The organism is Sulfitobacter sp. 1A15258, assembly GCF_043557045.1.
Lineage (GTDB): Bacteria > Pseudomonadota > Alphaproteobacteria > Rhodobacterales > Rhodobacteraceae > Sulfitobacter > Sulfitobacter faviae.
In genome coordinates, this window is record NZ_JBIFFK010000001.1 from 20238 (window position 1) to 38257 (window position 18020).

At 63.8% G+C, this 18020-nt stretch carries 20 protein-coding genes and 1 tRNA gene; 7 read left to right on the forward strand and 14 right to left on the reverse strand.

Translation table 11 applies throughout. The annotated features are described in order from the left end of the window. Positions 1–259: 259 nt before the first annotated feature. The 4 genes from ACGYK9_RS00090 to ACGYK9_RS00105 form a co-directional block, all read right to left on the reverse strand. Positions 260–1078, reverse strand: coding sequence for an arginyltransferase (locus tag ACGYK9_RS00090; protein ID WP_394407418.1), 819 nt, complete (start codon positions 1076–1078; stop codon positions 260–262). Positions 1079–1150: 72 nt separating this feature from the next. Then, a complete protein-coding gene (locus ACGYK9_RS00095; protein WP_067268666.1) occupies positions 1151–1588 on the reverse strand; it encodes an RDD family protein in 438 nt (145 codons plus the stop codon). A gap of 59 nt (positions 1589–1647) precedes the next feature. Further along, entirely contained in the window at positions 1648–2055 is a 408-nt protein-coding gene (locus tag ACGYK9_RS00100; RefSeq protein ID WP_209218085.1) for a DUF2852 domain-containing protein, read from the reverse strand. Between the two features lie 133 nt (positions 2056–2188). Continuing rightward, positions 2189–2662, reverse strand: a complete 474-nt coding sequence (locus tag ACGYK9_RS00105; protein WP_394407420.1) for a YbaK/EbsC family protein — start codon at positions 2660–2662, stop codon at positions 2189–2191. A 115-nt stretch (positions 2663–2777) separates the two neighbouring features. Between ACGYK9_RS00105 and ACGYK9_RS00110 the strand changes: the two genes are divergently transcribed. The 4 genes from ACGYK9_RS00110 to ACGYK9_RS00125 all read left to right on the forward strand — a co-directional run bounded on the left by ACGYK9_RS00110 (position 2778) and on the right by ACGYK9_RS00125 (position 7679). Then, on the forward strand, positions 2778–5579 hold the full coding sequence (locus tag ACGYK9_RS00110; RefSeq protein ID WP_394407422.1) for a glutamine-synthetase adenylyltransferase: 2802 nt from the start codon (positions 2778–2780) through the stop codon (positions 5577–5579). Further along, positions 5576–5839 carry a hypothetical protein gene (locus ACGYK9_RS00115; RefSeq protein ID WP_394407424.1) on the forward strand — a complete coding sequence of 88 codons (264 nt, stop codon included), beginning with the start codon at positions 5576–5578 and terminating at the stop codon, positions 5837–5839. Before ACGYK9_RS00110 ends, ACGYK9_RS00115 begins: the two co-directional genes overlap by 4 nt. Positions 5840–5901: 62 nt before the next feature. Then, positions 5902–7128: an RSP_2647 family RNA methyltransferase gene (locus ACGYK9_RS00120; RefSeq protein WP_394407426.1), complete on the forward strand. Its 1227-nt coding sequence runs from the start codon at positions 5902–5904 to the stop codon at positions 7126–7128. After that, positions 7128–7679 carry an RSP_2648 family PIN domain-containing protein gene (locus ACGYK9_RS00125; protein WP_394407428.1) on the forward strand — a complete coding sequence of 184 codons (552 nt, stop codon included), beginning with the start codon at positions 7128–7130 and terminating at the stop codon, positions 7677–7679. Before ACGYK9_RS00120 ends, ACGYK9_RS00125 begins: the two co-directional genes overlap by 1 nt. 1 nt (position 7680) lies before the next feature. Here ACGYK9_RS00125 and ACGYK9_RS00130 read toward each other — a convergent pair whose 3' ends face one another. The 6 genes from ACGYK9_RS00130 to ACGYK9_RS00155 all read right to left on the reverse strand — a co-directional run bounded on the left by ACGYK9_RS00130 (position 7681) and on the right by ACGYK9_RS00155 (position 12743). After that, positions 7681–8364 (reverse strand): M48 family metalloprotease, encoded by a 684-nt coding sequence (locus ACGYK9_RS00130; RefSeq protein WP_271693509.1) that lies wholly within the window; start codon positions 8362–8364, stop codon positions 7681–7683. Positions 8365–8436: 72 nt separating this feature from the next. Next, entirely contained in the window at positions 8437–8868 is a 432-nt protein-coding gene (locus tag ACGYK9_RS00135; protein WP_394407430.1) for an OsmC family protein, read from the reverse strand. A 71-nt stretch (positions 8869–8939) separates the two neighbouring features. Next, complete coding sequence (locus ACGYK9_RS00140; protein ID WP_394407432.1) at positions 8940–10127, reverse strand: VWA domain-containing protein; 1188 nt, start codon at positions 10125–10127, stop codon at positions 8940–8942. Continuing rightward, positions 10127–10297 (reverse strand): apolipoprotein acyltransferase, encoded by a 171-nt coding sequence (locus ACGYK9_RS00145; RefSeq protein WP_394407434.1) that lies wholly within the window; start codon positions 10295–10297, stop codon positions 10127–10129. The genes ACGYK9_RS00140 and ACGYK9_RS00145 overlap by 1 nt, the downstream gene beginning before the upstream one ends. Before the next feature lie 27 nt (positions 10298–10324). Next, complete coding sequence (locus ACGYK9_RS00150) at positions 10325–11695, reverse strand: DUF2927 domain-containing protein (RefSeq protein ID WP_394407435.1); 1371 nt, start codon at positions 11693–11695, stop codon at positions 10325–10327. 208 nt (positions 11696–11903) lie between these two features. After that, entirely contained in the window at positions 11904–12743 is an 840-nt protein-coding gene (locus ACGYK9_RS00155) for a MoxR family ATPase (RefSeq protein WP_271693512.1), read from the reverse strand. Positions 12744–12912: 169 nt separating this feature from the next. Here ACGYK9_RS00155 and dksA point away from each other — a divergent pair, with 169 nt between their 5' ends. Both dksA and ACGYK9_RS00165 read left to right on the forward strand, forming a co-directional pair. After that, positions 12913–13335 (forward strand): RNA polymerase-binding protein DksA, encoded by a 423-nt coding sequence (gene dksA, locus ACGYK9_RS00160; protein WP_067262021.1) that lies wholly within the window; start codon positions 12913–12915, stop codon positions 13333–13335. A gap of 59 nt (positions 13336–13394) precedes the next feature. After that, entirely contained in the window at positions 13395–14561 is a 1167-nt protein-coding gene (locus ACGYK9_RS00165) for an FAD-dependent monooxygenase (protein WP_394407436.1), read from the forward strand. 33 nt (positions 14562–14594) lie between these two features. Here ACGYK9_RS00165 and ACGYK9_RS00170 read toward each other — a convergent pair whose 3' ends face one another. The 4 genes from ACGYK9_RS00170 to ACGYK9_RS00185 all read right to left on the reverse strand — a co-directional run bounded on the left by ACGYK9_RS00170 (position 14595) and on the right by ACGYK9_RS00185 (position 17757). After that, positions 14595–15644: an ornithine cyclodeaminase gene (locus ACGYK9_RS00170; protein ID WP_276154305.1), complete on the reverse strand. Its 1050-nt coding sequence runs from the start codon at positions 15642–15644 to the stop codon at positions 14595–14597. A 14-nt stretch (positions 15645–15658) separates the two neighbouring features. Further along, positions 15659–16582: an arginase gene (gene rocF / locus ACGYK9_RS00175; RefSeq protein ID WP_394407438.1), complete on the reverse strand. Its 924-nt coding sequence runs from the start codon at positions 16580–16582 to the stop codon at positions 15659–15661. 132 nt (positions 16583–16714) lie between these two features. Beyond that, positions 16715–17182, reverse strand: coding sequence for a disulfide bond formation protein B (locus tag ACGYK9_RS00180; RefSeq protein WP_394407440.1), 468 nt, complete (start codon positions 17180–17182; stop codon positions 16715–16717). Continuing rightward, positions 17179–17757, reverse strand: coding sequence for a YqaA family protein (locus tag ACGYK9_RS00185; RefSeq protein WP_209218107.1), 579 nt, complete (start codon positions 17755–17757; stop codon positions 17179–17181). Before ACGYK9_RS00185 ends, ACGYK9_RS00180 begins: the two co-directional genes overlap by 4 nt. A 126-nt stretch (positions 17758–17883) precedes the next feature. On the opposite strand from ACGYK9_RS00185, the gene ACGYK9_RS00190 reads away from it, so the two are divergent. After that, positions 17884–17967 (forward strand) — tRNA-Leu (locus tag ACGYK9_RS00190). Positions 17968–18020 lie beyond the last annotated feature (53 nt).

Below are 18020 nucleotides of genomic sequence, written 5' to 3' on the forward strand. Positions count from 1 at the left end.
CGGTCATCTTAAGGGTCCTCTAAGCGTGGCGTGAGATTAGGAGGGGGAAAGAGGGGCGTCAACAGCGAAATGGCGAAAATCTTGTGCGTCGGGCGGGGTTATTTGTAGGTTTATTTCGCAACACGCCTCATATGCGTTATTTTTGGAAAGATTTGATCGGTGCGGCGTACTTTCTTGCATTTCCGGCACGGTATCGCACAAAGCAAAACGGGCCGCCCAAGGGGCCGCCCGGTAACAGTGCCAAAATCAATAGGTTTTCTCAGCGCGGGCTGACATCCGGCAGGGTAATATTGGCCACCTGTTCGGCGATGGGATCGTTGCTGAGCGGGTGCTGGTCGGGCACGAAACCCTCAGGATCGCGCAACTTTTGCCACTGCCCGCCCATATAGACCTCTAGCCCCGAGAATTTGGCCTTATACCCCATCTTCTGGCTGCCGGGCACCCAATAGCCCAGATAGACATAAGGCAGCCCCGCCGCGCGGGCGATTTCGATATGGTCGAGGATAATGTAATTGCCCAGCCCGTTGCGGGGCCGGTCGGGGGTGTAGAAGGAATAGACCATGCTCACCCCGTCGCTCAGCACATCGGTCAGGCAGACACCGACGAGGGCATTGTCGGCCTCAGGGTCGGTATATTCGATCACCCGGCTGCGGATCGGCGTTTCCTCGATCATGGCAGCGAATTCGAATACGTCCATATCCGCCATGCCCCCATCCGCATGGCGGCTATCAAGGTAGCTGCGGAAAAGGTCATATTGCTCTTCCGTGGCCCAAGGCGATGTCGCGCGTCGCTCAAGGCCTGCGTTGCGCTTCAAGATGCGGCGCTGGCTTTTGCTGGGGCGAAAGGCGGCCACGTCGATCCGCGCGGAAAGACAAGCGGCGCAATCAGCGCAGGAGGGACGGTACAGAACATTTTGCGAGCGGCGGAAGCCTTGGCTCGACAAGCTGTCATTCAGGCGTGCGGCATTATCGCCCTGAAGGGCGGTGAACAGCTTGCGCTCCATCCGGCCCTCCAGATAGGGGCAGGGTTGCGGCGCTGTGACATAGAATTGCGGTGTCAAAGGCAGTGTATGTCGCATGGGCTTCCAGCATTTATCGGGGGATGCTATCAACCACCCCCCGCGCCGCCAAGGGCAAATTTGCGTGATGCCCTAGCGGCTGAGCCGCCGGTTCACCGGCACGGTGCCAAGCGCCATGTCCGTAAGGCTTTGACGGCGGGCCGTGGTGCAGATGAGAACGGCCGAGACGACCTGAATGATGGTGACCGTCATCGACAGCGAATAGCCGATGGTATGCAAAAGCGCGGTCATGAAATCGAAGGGCCGGTCGCGGTGGTCGCGCAGCTCCATCGCCATCAGGCGCATCCCCCATGTGGCCGAGCCGCTGGTCAACGTGGCCACCCGGTAGGCAAAGCCCACCACCAGCGTCAGGAAGGGGAAAAAGAACAGCCCCGTAAAGGCCGTGAAGGGCAGGATCAGCACGCAAAAGAGCAGGACAAGGGTCACATCGATGACCCAAGCCAGCAGCCGTTTGCCAGCGATGCCGTCATAGAATTGCGGGTGTAGGTCGGGGTCTGGGGTCTGGGTCATGTCTTGTCCTGCGAAAGGCCCCCCGGGCGCATTGCCGGGAGGCGGGGGTCAGGGTGCGATCAGGCGTTTGTAGCCGTTTCGTCCCGCTTGGCACGCTCGTCCATGAACTGGTCGAACTCGGCCTTGTCCTTGGCTTCGCGCAGACGCTCAAGGAAGGCTTCGAAGTTGTGCTGCTCTTCCTCCAAACGGCGCAGCGTGTCGGCCTTATAGGCGTCAAAGGCGCGGTTGCCGGTGCTGCGCGACATCATCGCGCGGCTGGATTTACGGCTGCAGGATTTCGAAGAGAACATGCGTTTGCTCCAAGTCATATAGGCAAGAAGGGCGAGGCCGAGGGGCCAGAAGAAGATGAAGCCGAGCACCATGGCGGCGATCCATGCGCCTTTGCCGCGTGCGTCCATCCAGGCTTCTGTCCGGGCCAGCCAACTGGGCCGGGGGGAGTAGGTCGGGTCGGTGGTCACTGTCGTCATTGTTGAGCCTTTCGGTCGTGACGGGCCTGTCGCCGGCCCGGGCGTTTCGGATAATGTGAATGTCTTTCACATTGAATAGATCGGAACGCCGAACCCGTTTCGCAAGGGGGTATGTGAATGTTTTTTACATTATTTAGGAGGCGACAGTGAAATCAGCAACTTGCGCGCCCGAAAGCTGCGCCATTCTCTGCGGTTCAAGACAGAAAACGTGATGCGGCGTGCCCGCAGCGGCCCAGACCAGCGGGAATTGCAGCAGGTTGCGGTCAAACCAAGCGCGCGGCGGCGTGATATGCCCCAAAGGCGCGACGCCGCCGATGGCAAAGCCGGTCTGCGCCCGGATCAGCGCGGCGTCGGCCTTGCCCAAAGGCTCCCCGGCAAGCGCTGCGGCCCGTTCTAGATCGACCTGCTGCGCGCCCGCGGTGATGAAGAGCAGCGCCGCCCCGCTGTCTTCGCCGCGCAGAACGATCGATTTCGCGATCTGGTCGACTGCGCAATCAAGCGCTGTGGCCGCATCCACCGCCGTCCGCGCCAAGGCCGTCTCGCGGATTTCCGGCGTCACCCCCGCGGCCTCCAGCGTGGCACGCACGCGTTTCAAACTCTTGCTCATTCTCTGCCCCTTGTCGCATCGCGCCCCCTCAGGGCGCGCGCCAAAGTCGTAGCAAGCCCGTGCCCTGCCGCAACCCCCATTGACGCCGCTTGGATCAGCCCGCAAAGCTGGCCCCATGACAGACCCATCTCTCGCCGCCCGGATCACCCGTTCCCCCCGTGTCTACCACCGCGAACGTGCGCAGGATGCGGCGGCGCTGCTGCCCGATCTCGCGCCGGAGTTGCGCGAAATGATCTCGGCTGCGGCCTCGACCGCGCCCTATCTGATGGCGCTTTTGGAGAAAGAGGCGGGTTGGCTGAGCGCGGCGGTGGCCAATCCCGAAGCGGCTCTGGCCGATAATTGCGCGGCAGCGGCGGAACTGGCCCGCGACCGGCTTGCCGATGGGCTGCGGCAGGGCAAGCGGCGAATGGCGCTGCTGACCGCGCTGGCCGATCTGGGCGGGGCATGGTCGCTGGAGGAGGTGACCGGCGCGCTGACCGAATACGCCGATGCCGCCTGCGGCGCGGCCCTGCGGGCGGGGCTGGCGGCACAGATCAAACGCGGCAAGCTGCCGGGCATGACGATGGACGATCTTTCCGATTGCGCGGGCATGGTCGTCTTTGCCATGGGCAAGATGGGCGCGGGGGAGTTGAACTATTCCTCCGACATCGACCTGATCTGCCTTTTCGACGAAAGCCGTTTCGCGCCCGATGATTTCCACGCCGCCCGCAGCGCCTTCGTCAAAGCCACGCGCGCCATGTCTGCCACGCTGAGCGAAAATACGGCCCAAGGCTATGTCTTCCGCACGGATCTGCGCCTGCGCCCCGACCCGGCGGTCACGCCCGTCTGCATCGCGATGGAGGCGGCGGAGCGCTATTACGAAAGCCTTGGCCGCACATGGGAGCGCGCGGCCTATATCAAGGCCCGCCCGGCAGTGGGCGACATCGCGGCAGGCGAGTCGTTTTTGCAATCCCTGCGCCCCTTCGTCTGGCGCCGCCACTTGGATTTCGCCGCGATCCAAGACGCTCACGACATGCGGCTGGCGATCCGTGAGCACAAGGGCTTGGGCGGTCCAATCACCCTGCCGGGCCATGATATGAAACTGGGCCGGGGCGGCATCCGCGAGATCGAGTTCTTCACACAGACCCGGCAACTCATCGCCGGGGGCCGGGATGCGGACCTGCGACCCCGCGGGACGCTGGCGGGATTGCGCGTGCTGGCCGACAAGGGCTGGGTGCCCGAGGAGGTGGCCGAGACGCTTGGCGATCACTACCGCGCGCATCGCACGGTCGAGCACCGCTTGCAGATGGTGCAAGACGCCCAGACCCACACGCTGCCGCGCAATGATGCCGATTTCGACCGGCTAGCCGCCATGATGGACATGGATGTCAAAGACTTGCAGGCTGATCTTCATGAGCGACTTCAAGCCGTGCACGACCTGATCGAGAGCTTTTTCGCAGCCACAAGGGAAGAGCCGGAAGCCGCGCGCCCTGCGCATCAATTCGACACTTCGGTGCTAGACCGCTGGCCCAGCTACCCCGCGCTGCGCTCAGAACGGGGGGCCGATATCTTCGGTCGGCTCAAACCGCTTCTGCTGGACCGTCTGGCGCAATCGGCGAAACCGGATGAGGGGCTTTTGGCCTTTGACGGTTTCCTTGCGGGGCTGCCCGCCGGGGTGCAGCTCTTCTCGCTTTTGCGGGCCAATCCGCAACTGGGCGATCTCTTGGTGGATATCGTCGCCACATCGCCCGCGCTTGCCACGCATCTGTCGCGCAACTCCGGCGTCTTCGACGCGGTGATCGGTGGCGATTTCTTCTCGGACTGGCCGGGCCAGACCAAACTGACCGAGATGCTGGAGCAGCACCTTGCGGGGGAGGCGGATTATGAATTGCGCCTTGACGGCACCCGCCGTTGGGCGCGCGAATGGCATTTTCGGATCGGCGTGCATCTGCTGCGCGGGTTGATCGACGCGGCCACCGCCGGGCGGCAGTATGCCGAGCTTGCCCAAGCCGTCTTGCAGGCGCTTTGGCCCGTGGTCGTCGATCAATTCGCCACCCGCCATGGCCCGCCTCCGGGGCGCGGGGCGGTGATCCTTGGCATGGGCTCGCTCGGGGCCGGGCGGCTCACGCCGACCTCGGACCTTGATATGCTGGTGATCTATGACGCCGATGGGGTAGAGAGTTCCGATGGCCCCAAACCCCTCGCCACGCGCAGTTATTACGCGCGGCTGACCCAAGCGATGATCACCGCGATGACCGCGCCGATGGCGCAAGGCAAGCTTTACGACATCGACATGCGCCTGCGCCCTTCGGGCAATCAGGGGCCGGTGGCGACCAGTCTCGCCAGTTTTGAAAGCTACCAGAAAGAGCAGGCATGGGTGTGGGAACATCTGGCTCTCACCCGCGCGCGGGTGATCGCGGGGGCCGAGGATCTGGGCCACGATGTCGAAGCGCTTTGCAAAGATATCCTTGGCCGCGCCGCCCCGCGCGACAAGGTGCTGAGCGAGGTCGCCAAGATGCGCCGCCGCATCGCCGCCGCCCGAAGCCCCAGCGGGCCGCTCGACGCCAAGACCGGCGCGGGCCGTTTGCAGGACATCGAACTCTTCGCACAAGCCGGCGCGCTCATCGGGGGCACCGGCGCGCGTGAGATCGATGCGGGGCTTGCAGCTGCGCAAAGTGAAGGCGTGATCGATGCCGAAGGAGAGGTCGCGCTTTCTTCGGCCTATACCGACGCTTGGACCCTGAACTGCGCCGCGCGGCTGCTCTCGGCCAATCCTATCGACGCTGGGGCCATGGGGCAGGCGGGGGCAAGCTTCCTTTGCCGTGTGCTAGCCTGCGACGACCTCTCGGCGTTGGAGCGCAAGATGCAGGAGGATTACGCGACGGCTGCCGAGATCATCGACGCAGCGCTGCCAGTGCCACGGCGGGAGGGCGCATGAGCGATCCCGATGACCCCAAGGGCCTGATCCGCGAATCCTACCGCATGGATGGGATCGGCCCCGCCGAATGCCGCAGCATCTTCCTTGATTGGGCTTTAAGCTTGCCCGAAGGGCAGGACAGCGCCGCCGCCATCACCCGATTGCTGGAACGGCACCGCGCCGCCGCCGATCACCCGATGACCCAAGTGCTGCGCGAGGGGCAGACGACGCTGACCACCCCGCGCCGTCGGGGCGGCTGGCGGGGCAGGGCGCGCAACTGACTGCCGATGGGGGCTTGCGAAACCTCTTTCCCCAGCCGCACGAACGCAGTACGAGGGGCGCTATGACAACGCCCCAAACCCCCTCCGCCCCGCAGCCTGCCACACGTCCCGTGGTGCGCCTATTGCCCAAGGCCAACGCTCGCGCCATCCGCCACGGCTTTCCTTGGGTCTATGTAAATGAACTGGTCACCGACCGCCGCACACGCGGGCTTGCCCCCGGCACACTGGCGCTGCTGGAGGACGCCGAGCGCAAGCCCATGGGGCTGGTTGCGGTCAATCCGAATTCCAAGATCATCGCCCGGATGATCGACCAAGACGCGGAGGCGCAGGTTGATCAAGCGTGGTTCGAGGCCCGCTTCAATCGTGCGCTGGCGCTGCGCAGCCAACTCTACGATCAGCCCTATTATCGCCTGATCCATGCCGAGGCCGACGGCCTGCCGGGGGTCATCATCGACCGCTTTGGCGATACCTGCGTGATCCAGCCCAACGCCGCTTGGGCCGATGCGTTGCTAGGGCCGCTCGTCGCCGCGCTGCAATCGGTGACCGGTGTGACCAATGTGCTGAAAAACGCCTCTGGCCGGACCCGCAAGCTCGAAGGGCTCGACGATGCCTCGGCCACGCTTGTGGGCGTCACGCCCGAGGGGCCGCTGCCGGTGCCGATGAATGGGGCCACCTATATGGCCGATCTCACCGGCGGCCAGAAAACCGGTCTGTTCTATGACCAACGGCCCAACCACGCCTTTGCCGCCAATCTCGCGCGGAATGGCGCGCGGGTGTTGGATGTCTTCTCTCACGTCGGCGGCTTCTCCCTCGCAGCACTTGCGAGTGGCGCGTCTTCGGCACTGGCCGTGGACGGCTCCGCCCCCGCGCTGGAACTGGCCGAGGCGGGTGCCGCCGCAATGAACATGCAAGACCGTTTCGCCACCCGCCAAGGGGATGCTTTCGATGTGCTCACCGCCCTGCGGGACGAGGGCGAGACTTTCGACGTGGTGATCTGCGACCCGCCTGCCTTTGCACCCTCGCGCCAAGCGGTCGACGCAGGGCTGCGCGCCTATGAACGTGTCGCGCGCCTCTCGGCGCAACTGGTGGCGGAGAACGGCATTCTTGGGCTTTGCTCTTGCTCTCATGCCGCTGACCTGAACCAGTTCCGCACGGCCTCGGTGCGCGGAATAGGCCGGGCCGGACGCCGCGCCATGCTGCTGCACACCGGCTTTGCCGGGGCGGACCACCCGCAACTGCCGCAGCTTGCGGAAAGCGGCTACCTCAAATCGCTGTTCTTCCGCCTGTAATGGAAACGCGCCCCCGCGTGCTGATCGACGCTTGCGTGCTTTACCCTACGGTGATGCGCGAAATGGTGCTCGGCGTGGCGGCACAGGGCGCGTTCGAGCCGATTTGGTCGGCGCGTATCTTGGAGGAATGGGCCCGCGCGGCGGTCAAGCTTGGCCCCGAGGGCGAGGCGCAGGCGCGGGCCGAGATCGCGCTGCTGCGCGGTAACTGGCCCGGGGCCGAACGCGAGGCTTCTCCCGGCCTGCAAGCCCGACTTTGGTTGCCGGATGCCAATGACATCCATGTGCTGGCCGTCGCTGTGGCCAGCAGCTCCGATATGATCCTGACGCTGAATGCCAAAGACTTCCCGCGCCAAATCCTCGCCGAAGAGGGGCTGAGCCGCGCCGATCCTGACAGCTATCTGCACGGCATCTGGCAGGCGACGCCTGAGATGGTCGCCCCCGTGGCTGAAGCCGTCTTGAAAGAGGCGCGGCGGCTCTCCGGTGAGCCATGGGAAATGCGTGCCCTGCTGAAAAAGGCGCGGCTGCCGCGGCTGGCCAAGGCTCTGGGCTAGGTCAGCCGTCCCACCGCAGTTGCATCTGACGCAGCTTGTCGATCCGCTCTTCCGTTTTCGGATGGCTGAGAAGCCATGCGGGCGGACGGTTGCCGCCGGATTGGCTCAGCGCGTCGAGCTTTTCGAACAATGAAATCTGCGGGCCGATGCCGATCCCGGCCTTGGTAAGCAGGGCAGCGGCATAGGCGTCGGCCTCATATTCGTCATTGCGCGACAGCCGCGCGGCAAGCAGGCTGGTCAAACCGCTGGCGATCCAGACGCCGATGCCGGGAATTAGTCGCCCCAGCACCATGGCAAGCGCGGTGCGCAGGGCGTTTTGGCCCGAAAAATCAATCATCCTTCGGCGGGAATGGCCAAGCGCGACATGGCCCAACTCATGTGCAATGACGCTTGCCAATTCTTCGGCCGTTACAGCACCTTGACGGAACTTGTTATAGAAGCCGCGGGTGATGAAAATCCGCCCATCGGGGGCCGCCAGCCCGTTGACGGGTTCGATCTCATAGAGATGCACCTTGATGCGCGGCAGGTCGAGCGCGCGGGCCATGCGGTTGCTGATCTCGTTCAACTTCGGATCAACCAGCGGCGTCGATTTCGCATCCAACTCCCGCGCCGTGCGCCAAGCCGAGAAACGGTACATCGCCAGCGCATAGAGGATGGCGAGAAGGATGGGAATAACGCGGATCATGCGCTCAATATGGGGAGCGGGGGGACCGGGGGCAAGCGGCCATGGCCTGCGCCCCGGTGGTGTTGAGGGCGATCAGACGAGTTTCGCGTCCATCGTGATCTCAGCCGTCAGCAGTTTCGAGATAGGGCAGTTCTCCTTGGCGGTTTTCGCCGCCTTGTCGAAGTCCTCTTGGCTCGCGCCGGGGATGCTGGCCTCGACCGTCAGATGCACTTTCGGCACATGAAAGCCGCCGTCTTTCTCTTCGAGATGCACTTCGGCCTTGGTCTCGATGCTGTCAGGCGTCAGGTCGCTTTGGCCAAGGATCATCGACAGGGCCATGGAAAAGCAAGAGGCATGGGCCGCACCGATCAACTCTTCGGGGTTGGTGCCTTGCTTGCCCTCGAAACGGGTGTTGAAGCCATAGGGCTGGTCGGACAGCACGCCGCTTTCGGTCGAGACATGGCCATTGCCCTCTTTAAGCGAGCCTTCCCATTTCGCGCTGCCGGATTTGATGATCGGGGACATTCTATTTCCTTCCACATTGCTTGCCTTCGTCCCCTGAGGTGGCGCGGGGCGGCAGGCTGTCAAGGAAGGGGTTAGCGCGTCATGGTCTTGATGCCCCGGCTCAACCCTTCGAGCGTCATGGGCACCATGGCCTCGGGGCCGAAAATCTCTTGGATCATCGCGATGGATTGGGTGTAGCCCCACTGCCGTTCGGGGACGGGGTTGATCCACAGGTGGTTCGGCCATTGGTCGCGTGCGCGAGCCAGCCAAGTCGCGCCGGCCTCGGCGTTCCAATGTTCATTCGCGCCGCCCGGATAGGCGATCTCATAGGGTGACATGCTGGCGTCGCCCACGAAAATGCATTTGTAATCAGACCCATAGCTGCGCAGCACCTCGTGGGTGGGGATCTGCGCATCCCAGCGGCGGCGGTTGTCGCGCCACACGCCTTCGTAGAGGCAGTTGTGGAAGTAGAAATGTTCGAGATGTTTAAATTCGCCCTTCGCGGCGCTGAAGAGTTCCTCGACCACTTTCACATGCGGGTCCATCGAACCGCCGATGTCGAGAAACAGCAGCACTTTCACCGCATTGCGCCGCTCAGGGCGGGTCTTGACGTCGAGATAGCCATGTTCCGCCGTGGCGCGGATCGTGCCGTTGAGGTCAAACTCCTCTGCCGCGCCATCGCGCGCCCAACGGCGCAGGCGCTTCAGCGCCAGTTTGATGTTGCGGGTGCCGATCTCGACATTGTCGTCGAGGTTGCGGAATTCGCGTTTGTCCCAGACTTTGACCGCGCGTTGGTGGCGGCTTTCCTTCTGACCGATGCGCACGCCCTCGGGGTTATAGCCATAGGCGCCGAAGGGCGATGTGCCCGCCGTGCCGACCCATTTGGAGCCGCCCTGATGCCGGCCTTTCTGTTCCTCAAGCCGCTTTTTCAGCGTCTCCATCAGCTTGTCGAAACCGCCCATGGCTTCGATCTCGGCCTTTTCCTCGGGCGAGAGGTGCTTCTCGGCCATCTTGCGCAGCCAGTCTTCGGGCAGGTCCACGGCGTCGAGCACATCGTCGAGGCTGATCTTCTCCAACCCTTTGAAGGCGGCGGCGAAGGCGCGGTCGAACTTGTCGATGTTGCGCTCGTCTTTCACCATCGATACGCGGGCGAGGTAGTAGAACGCCTCAACGTCATAGGTCGCAAGCCCCGCTTTCATACCTTCGAGAAAGGCCAGAAACTCCCGCAGGGAGACCGGGACATTGTGGCGGCGCAGCTGATCGAAGAAGGGCAGAAACATCAGAGGCTCAATGCGCGGTCCAGCAGAACCGTGGCGATCATGCCGACGATGAGAAAGGCCATGCCATAGCCCGCGGCATATTGCGCGATGTCCTTGCGGTTGCCGCCGCGTTTGCGCGCGGTCAGCCCGCCGATAATCGCGCCGATCAATGCCAATCCGAGTGCTATCATAACCTATTGCCCGTTTGTTTCGCGGGCCTATCCATTGCGCGGGTTCAGGCTTGCGATCTCGCGCAGCTTGGCCCGCACGGCCCAGTCAGGGCCAAAGCCGTATCGCGCCCAGCCGATGCTGTCCAGCCTGACGCGGCGCGCCTCAATGCCGCGGCCTTCGATCTCGAGCGCCTCGGCTTTGAGCAGCATGAGCGTGGCCAGAAGGGCGGCGTTTTCGCTGGCTTCGGCCACGGGCAGATGCGGCGCGATCAGCGCCAGGGCGCCCGCGCCGTCGCCGATGGTCACCGCATAGCCTGCTCGCTGGGTGGCGACATAGGCGCGGTGCAGCGTGGTGCCGGGGGTGCGGGCATAGAGGGCGTCGGCGGTTTGGTAATGCGCCTGTGCGGCGGCGGGTTCGGTCATCTGGATGACCCGGCCCATGGCGTAATGCGAAAAGGCGTGGCGGTTGTCCTGCCAGCCCTGCGTCTCGGCGATGCGCAGCGCGTCACGGGCGGCCTTCAGCCGGGCGTTGCGGCCCACGTCGCGGCCAAGAGCGGTTTGGATTGCGCGGCTCCAGACCTGCGGCGTGGCACGGGCGGGGCGGGGGGCGACGGTGCCGCCTGCGGGGTTCACCCGGGCCAGAATGCCGGGCAGGCGGGCGGCGACCTCTTCGCGGCTCATGCCCGAGCGCAGCGCGGGGTCATAATAGATGCGCAGCACCAGCATGTCGAAACCGGTCAGCACCGTATGCACATTGTCGTCGTTAAAGACCGAATCCGGCAGGCGGTAGAGATCGTTCAGCGGCCCAAGCGCTTGGGCCAGTTCCTCATGCAGGCAGTCGCGGCTTTCTTGTGGGCTCACGTCATTGGGCAGAAAAATCGCCAGCTTGCGCCGCTCGGTCAGGCGGGTCCAATCGGTGGCGGGCGAGCGGCGCGCGCGGCGGTATTCCTCAAGCGTGCTGACGTTTGGCACCACGAAACAGGCCGCCTGCGGCAAGAGCCGCCGGATTTGGCTGCGGTTCACCGCTTGGATGGTGATGCTGGCCTCTCCGCCCGTGACCTCACGCAGTTCGATCCCGGCCTCGCGGCGCAGACGGGCCAGCAGACGCGCAAGGTCCGGCCCCAGTGTGGCGGGCGGCTGGCCCAGCACGCGCAGGGTGATCGGCCCCTCGAAACGGGTCAGAACGGGCAGGGCGCGGCCACTTTCCATCCGGAAGGACAGGTCGAGGAAATCCTCCGCCAGCGCGGCATTCGACACATGCGGCTGAGCGGGGCGGGCTTGGGTGAACTGCTTCATCGGGGGCAGGGTGCTGTCGGCGATGACCGCACGGGTTGCCACCTCGGAATGCGAGGCGGGCACGCAGGCGTTCAGCAGCAGCATCAGCGGCAGGATCAGCCGCGCCTTCACGCTGCGCCTCATGCGCGGGGGCCTCTCTGCTTCCCTGCGTGGACTGGTCTATCCCAATATGCGCGTGGCGCGGTTGCTGATTGTCGTTGCATCTGCCTGCCCCATCGGTCGTTTCAACCCGGGTCTTTGCGCCCGTGATTGACTTCAGCCTAGGCAGGCGAAAAATCAAAAGCGAGGAAAATACCCGCTTTTGACGTAAAGTCGCGTTTGTGTTGCCGCCCTACCGCTGGCGACGCGCCATGAAGGCCAGCCGCTCGAACAGATGCACGTCTTGTTCGTTCTTCAGCAGCGCGCCGTGCAGCTTGGGCAGGGCGTTGGGGCCGTCCTTGGCAAGATCTTCGGCGTCCATATCCTCGGCCAGCAAAAGCTTCAGCCAGTCCAGCACTTCGGAGGTCGAGGGTTTCTTCTTCAGCCCCTGCTGTTCGCGGATCTCGTAGAACTGCGTCAGCGCGGTGGTCAGAAGCTGTTGCTTGATGCCGGGATGGTGCACTTCGACGATCTGTTTCAGCGTCTCCATGTCGGGGAATTGGATGTAGTGAAAGAAACAGCGGCGCAGGAAGGCGTCGGGCAGTTCCTTTTCGTTGTTCGAGGTGATGATGACGATGGGGCGTTGGCGCGCGCGGATCGTCTCGCCCGTCTCGTAGACGAAGAACTCCATCTTATCGAGTTCCTGCAACAGGTCGTTGGGAAACTCGATATCGGCCTTGTCGATCTCGTCGATCAAGAGCACGACCTTCTCGTCCGCCTCGAAGGCCTGCCAAAGCTTGCCCTTGCGGATGTAGTTCTTCACGTCATGCACCCGCTCGTCACCCAACTGGCTGTCGCGCAGGCGGTTCACGGCGTCATACTCGTAAAGTCCCTGTTGCGCCCGGGTGGTCGATTTGATGTTCCATTCGATCATGCGCAGGCCCAAAGCGTCGCTCACCTGCCGCGCAAGCTCGGTCTTGCCGGTGCCCGGCTCGCCCTTCACCAGTAACGGCCGCTCCAGCGTCACCGCCGCATTGACGGCAATTTTCAGGTCCTCGGTGGCGACGTAGTCTTTGGTGCCTTGGAATTTCATCTTGTTTTCAACCTCGTGTGACGGGCGCTTGATCCTTGGCCTTTAACCAAAAATCAAAGGGATTGTGTAGTGACAATTGTTACCCGCTCAGATAGACGCTGCGGCAGGGGACGATGTCGGGAGACAGGCCTTTTTAATGTCTGAATTGAAAAACGCCGGGGAAAAACAAATGAAGCAGGAAATCTTCCTGCCGGACGACTATCGTCCGGCCGAGGACGAGCCATTCATGAATGACCGTCAGCTTGAGTACTTTCGGCGCAAGCTGATCAACTGGAAAGCGGAACTGTTGGCAGGCAGCCGCGACACCATCGAAACACTGCAAGACGGCACCCGGAACATCCCGGACGTGACCGACCGCGCCTCGGAAGAGACCGACCGCGCTTTGGAACTGCGCACCCGGGATCGGGCGCGTAAACTGGTCGGCAAGATCGACGCGGCGCTGCGGCGGATCGACGAGGGAGAGTTCGGTTACTGCATGGTCACCGGCGATCCGATCTCGCTCAAACGGCTGGACGCGCGGCCCATCGCCACCATGACCCTTGAGGCGCAAGAGCGTCACGAGCGGCGCGAGAAAGTCCACCGCGACGACTGACATCACCTGAAACACCACACGCCGGGGCAAATGCTTCGGCGTTTGTGGTTGGGGCGCGAATGAAACCTTCCAATGCGATTGTCGTGGGCGGCGGGATCGGCGGGCTGGCGCTGGCCACAGCGCTGGCGCGGCGTGGCGTGGCCGTGACCCTGCTGGAACGGGCCGCCCGCTTTTCCGAGATCGGTGCCGGGTTGCAGATCAGCCCCAATGGCCTCGCCGTCCTGCGCGGGTTGGGGCTTGAACGTGGGTTGGCGGCACGCGGTGCGGTGCGCGGGCAGGCGGTACGGCTTTGCGACTATGCCAAAGGCAGCCAAGTGGCGCGGCTGGATCTGACCCGCCTGCCGGAGGACCAGCGCTATTACTTTCTCCACCGTGCCGATCTGATCGACCTCCTGCGCGAAGCCGCACAGCGCGCCAATGTTAGCTTCGAGACCGATGCGCAGGTCGCCTCCATCCATCCCGGTGCGCTGCCGCAGGTGCAGATGGCCCGCGGCGGGCGGCGGCGGGCAGAGCTTGTGGTGGCCGCCGATGGCATCCACTCTGTCGGGCGGGTGCAGTTGAACGGGGCGGATCAGGCCCGTTTCTCGGGGCAGGTCGCGTGGCGGGCGCTCATACCCAACGTGGTCGATCATCCGCCCGAGGCGCGGGTCACCATGGGGCCGGGGAAACATCTGGTCAGCTATCCGCTGCGCGAGGGGCGCATGGTCAACCTCGTGGCCGTGGAAGAGCGTGACGATTGGGCCGCCGAAGGCTGGCACCATCGCGACGATCCCGCCAACCTGCGCCGCGCCTTTGTCGGTTTCGGGGCGGAGGCCGCGCAGATGTTGGATGCGGTGGAGGAGGTCACCCTCTGGGGGCTGCACCACCACCCCGTAGCGGCCAATTGGCAGGCCCATGGCGTCGCGCTTTTGGGCGACGCGGCCCATCCGACACTGCCCTTTCTGGCGCAGGGCGCGAATATGGCGTTGGAGGATGCATGGGTTTTGGCCGATTGCCTGACCCGCTATCCGCGCGACGCGGCGCTCACCGCCTATCAGTCCGCGCGTATCGACCGGGCGCGGCGCATCGTGAAATCCTCCGAAGGCAACGCCACCCGCTATCACCTGCGCTCTGGTCCGATCCGCTTTGCGGCCCATACCGGGCTGCGCATCGCCTCAACATTGGCCCCCGGTGCCATGCTGCGGGCCTTCGATTGGCTCTATGCCCATGACGTGACGAAAGGGTAGAGGCCGCCGCGGAGGAACGGCGGCCCCAAACACTCAACCCGCGCGTTGCAGCATGCCAAACAGGTCGCGCGGATCATCCGGGTCGGCCAGCAGGTCGAGCGGCTGGAAGAGGCCCGTCTCGGCGATCTGGTCGCGCACATAGCGCAGGGCCGAGAAATCCTCGATCGCGAAGCCCACGGAGTCGAACAGCGTGATCTGCTGCTGGTCGCGGCGCCCCTCGGCCTGACCGGTCAGCACCTGCCAGATCTCGGTCACCGGATGGTCAGGCTCAAGCTGCTGGATTTCGCCCTCGATGCGAGTCTGCTCGGGGTATTCGACGAAGATGCCCGAGCGGTGAAGGATCGCGGGCGCCAATTCCGTCTTGCCCGGACAGTCGCCGCCGATCGCGTTGATATGCACGCCGGAGCCGACCATGTTGTCGGTCAGGATCGTGGCATATTGCTTGTCCGCGGTGCAGGTCGTGATGATCTGCGCGCCCATGATCGCCTCCTCGGCACTGTCGCATTCCACGACCTTGAGCCCCGAGCCCGCCAGATTGCGCGCGCATTTCGCGGTCGCCGCGCGGTCGATGTCGTAAAGTCGCACCTCGTCCACGCCGCAGATCGCCTTCATGGCGAGGCTCTGGAACTCGGACTGCGCGCCGTTGCCGATCATCGCCATGACCCGGCTGCCCTTGGGCGCCAGCAGACGCGCCACCACGGCCGAGGTCGCCGCCGTGCGCAGGGCGGTGAGGATCGTCATCTCGGTCAGCAGCACCGGGTAGCCGTTGGCCACATTGGCCAAAAGGCCAAAGGCGGTAACGGTCTGGAAGCCGGTCTTGGTGTTGTCGGGATGGCCGTTGACGTATTTGAAACCGTAAACATCGCCGTCAGAGGTCGGCATCAGCTCGATCACGCCCTTCTCGGAATGGCTCGCCACGCGCGGGGTCTTGTCGAAAAGCTCCCAACGTTTGAAATCGGCTTCGATGTAGTCGGCCAGCCCGCGCAGCATCTCTTCGACGCCGACATGGTGGATCAGCTTCATCATCTGATCTACGGAAACAAAAGGCACCAGTGCCTTGTCGGAGGGTTTGAGGTTGGTCATCTTGGGGTCTCCAATCAATATGCGCGTGTGGGGCGGTCGAAAACGCGGCGGCCAAAGGCCGAGGCGGTGAGGTCGACCATCAGCTGCGCGGTGCGCCCGCGTTCATCGAGGAAGGGGTTCAGCTCGACCAGATCGAGCGAGGTCATCAGACCGCTGTCCGAAAGCATCTCCATCACCAGATGACCCTCGCGCACGGTTGCACCGCCCGGCACGGTGGTGCCCACGGCGGGCGCGACGGAAGGGTCGAGGAAGTCGACGTCGAGCGAGACATGCAGCATGCCGCCCGCCGCGGCCACCTTGTCGAGGAAACGTTGCAGCGGCTTGGCGATGCCGCTCTCATCGATCTCGCGCATGTCGACGTAGGTAACGGTGGTTTCCTGCAAGGCGGCACGTTCGGCGGCATCGACGGAGCGCAGCCCGATCATGGCGATGTTGTCATGGGGCAGGGGGCTGTCGATCACGGGGAAGCCGTCAAACCCCTCGCGCCCGGTGACATAGCCCAAAGGCGTGCCGTGCAGATTGCCGCTGTCGCTGGTCTGGGGCGTGTGGAAATCCGTATGCGCATCGAGCCAGAGCACGAAGAGCGGGCGGCCTGCCTTTTCGGCATGGCGCATCGCGCCCAGCACGGTGCCAAGGGCCAGCGCGTGGTCGCCGCCCATGAAGATTGGCAGTCCGTCGTCCATCGCCGCATCGGCGGCGGCGGCAAGGCTCTCGGTCCAGGCGATGGTCTCTTCCAGCGCGTGCAGCTTTTCATGCTCTTTGGCGTGGAAGGGGGCCGGGGCGACATTGCCGCGGTCGGTGACGCTATGGCCAAGGTCGCGCAGCGCGCGTTCCAGCCCCGCGGTACGGTAAGCGTCCGGCCCCATCAGGCAGCCGCGACGGCGCTTGCCGCTGTCCAGCGGAACGCCCAGCAAAATACAGTTCTGTTGGTTCGACATGGGGGACTCCTGAGATGTTTGATCTCAGATAATCCGCGCATCTGTCGAACGACAAGCCGTCAAACTGTCCGTTTCGGGGGTGTTTTTGACAAACTGGAAGGTCACCTGTCCAGTTTGTCCGGTTCTCGTTCTTCAGGCCGCCTTCCGCGCGGCAGCGACCCAAAGGCCGACCAAGATGAAAGAGAAAATCGCGTTCCACCCGGCCATCGACAGGCCCAGAAACTGCCAGACGATCTCATCGCACATGACCAAGCCGCTCGGGCCTTCGGTCGACAGCAGTGACCCGCCATCGAGGCTTCCCAGTTCCATGCCGCCGCCGGTGCAGGAACTTGGCCCGGGCCACCAGCCCCATTCCACACCGGCATGAAAGACGCCGATCAACGCGGTCACCGCCGCCGCTAAGGCGCCGAGCCAGGCCATCACGCGCGGCTCGCCAAGCAATACGATTGCCCCAATCAGCACCGCCGCCGCATGGGGCCAGCGCTGCCAAAGGCACATCTGACAGGGCGCGTAGCCGCCCAGATGTTGAAACCCGAAAGCCCCCAGCAACAGCGCGGCCGAACCGAGCGTCGCGAGCAAAGTCAGTGTCTTACCCGTCATAGAACCTTCACCACCATGAAGCCGCCGATCAGCAGGGCGACGGCCAATGTGAACATCAAACCCAAGCGTCGTTCAATGAAGTCTCGGATCGGTGCGCCAAAGCGCCACAGCAGCCCCGCGACGACAAAGAACCGCAGCCCGCGGGCGAGGATTGAGGTCATGATAAAGGTGCCCAGCGGCATACCCGTCCAGCCCGACATGATGGTGATGACCTTGTAAGGGAAGGGGGTGACCCCGGCGACCAGCACCGCCCAAAAGCCCATGTCATTGAACCGGGTCGAGAACTCCGCCATCGCATCGGTCTTGCCCAGACTTGCAAGGATCGGCTGGCCGAGGTTCTCAAAGGCCAGCGCACCGATGGCATAGCCCAAAAGCCCGCCCAAGACCGACGCGAGCAGCGCCACCCCGGCGATCAGCCAAGCGCGATTTGGCCGCGCGATTATCATCGGGATCATCAGGATGTCAGGGGGGATCGGAAAGAAGGAGCTTTCGACAAAAGCGACAACGGCAAGCGCCCAGAGGGCATGGCGGTGTTGGGCCAGGCCCAGGGTCCAGTCATAAAGGCGGCGGATCATTATCGGGGGCTCCGGCTGTTTTGAATGCCTCACCATGTCGCGCGGCCAAGGTCAAGCAACTGGGCGCGCAGCATGGGTGAAAATCCACTTGCTCCTGCCGCTTTTGCAGGCTACATCGCCCTACGTGCCCAAGTGGCGGAATGGTAGACGCAGGGGATTCAAAATCCCCCGCCGCGAGGCGTGCCGGTTCGAGTCCGGCCTTGGGTACCACCTTTTCCAAAAGGTCTTCCGCATATTCGTATGAACGATCCCGGTGCTTTGCG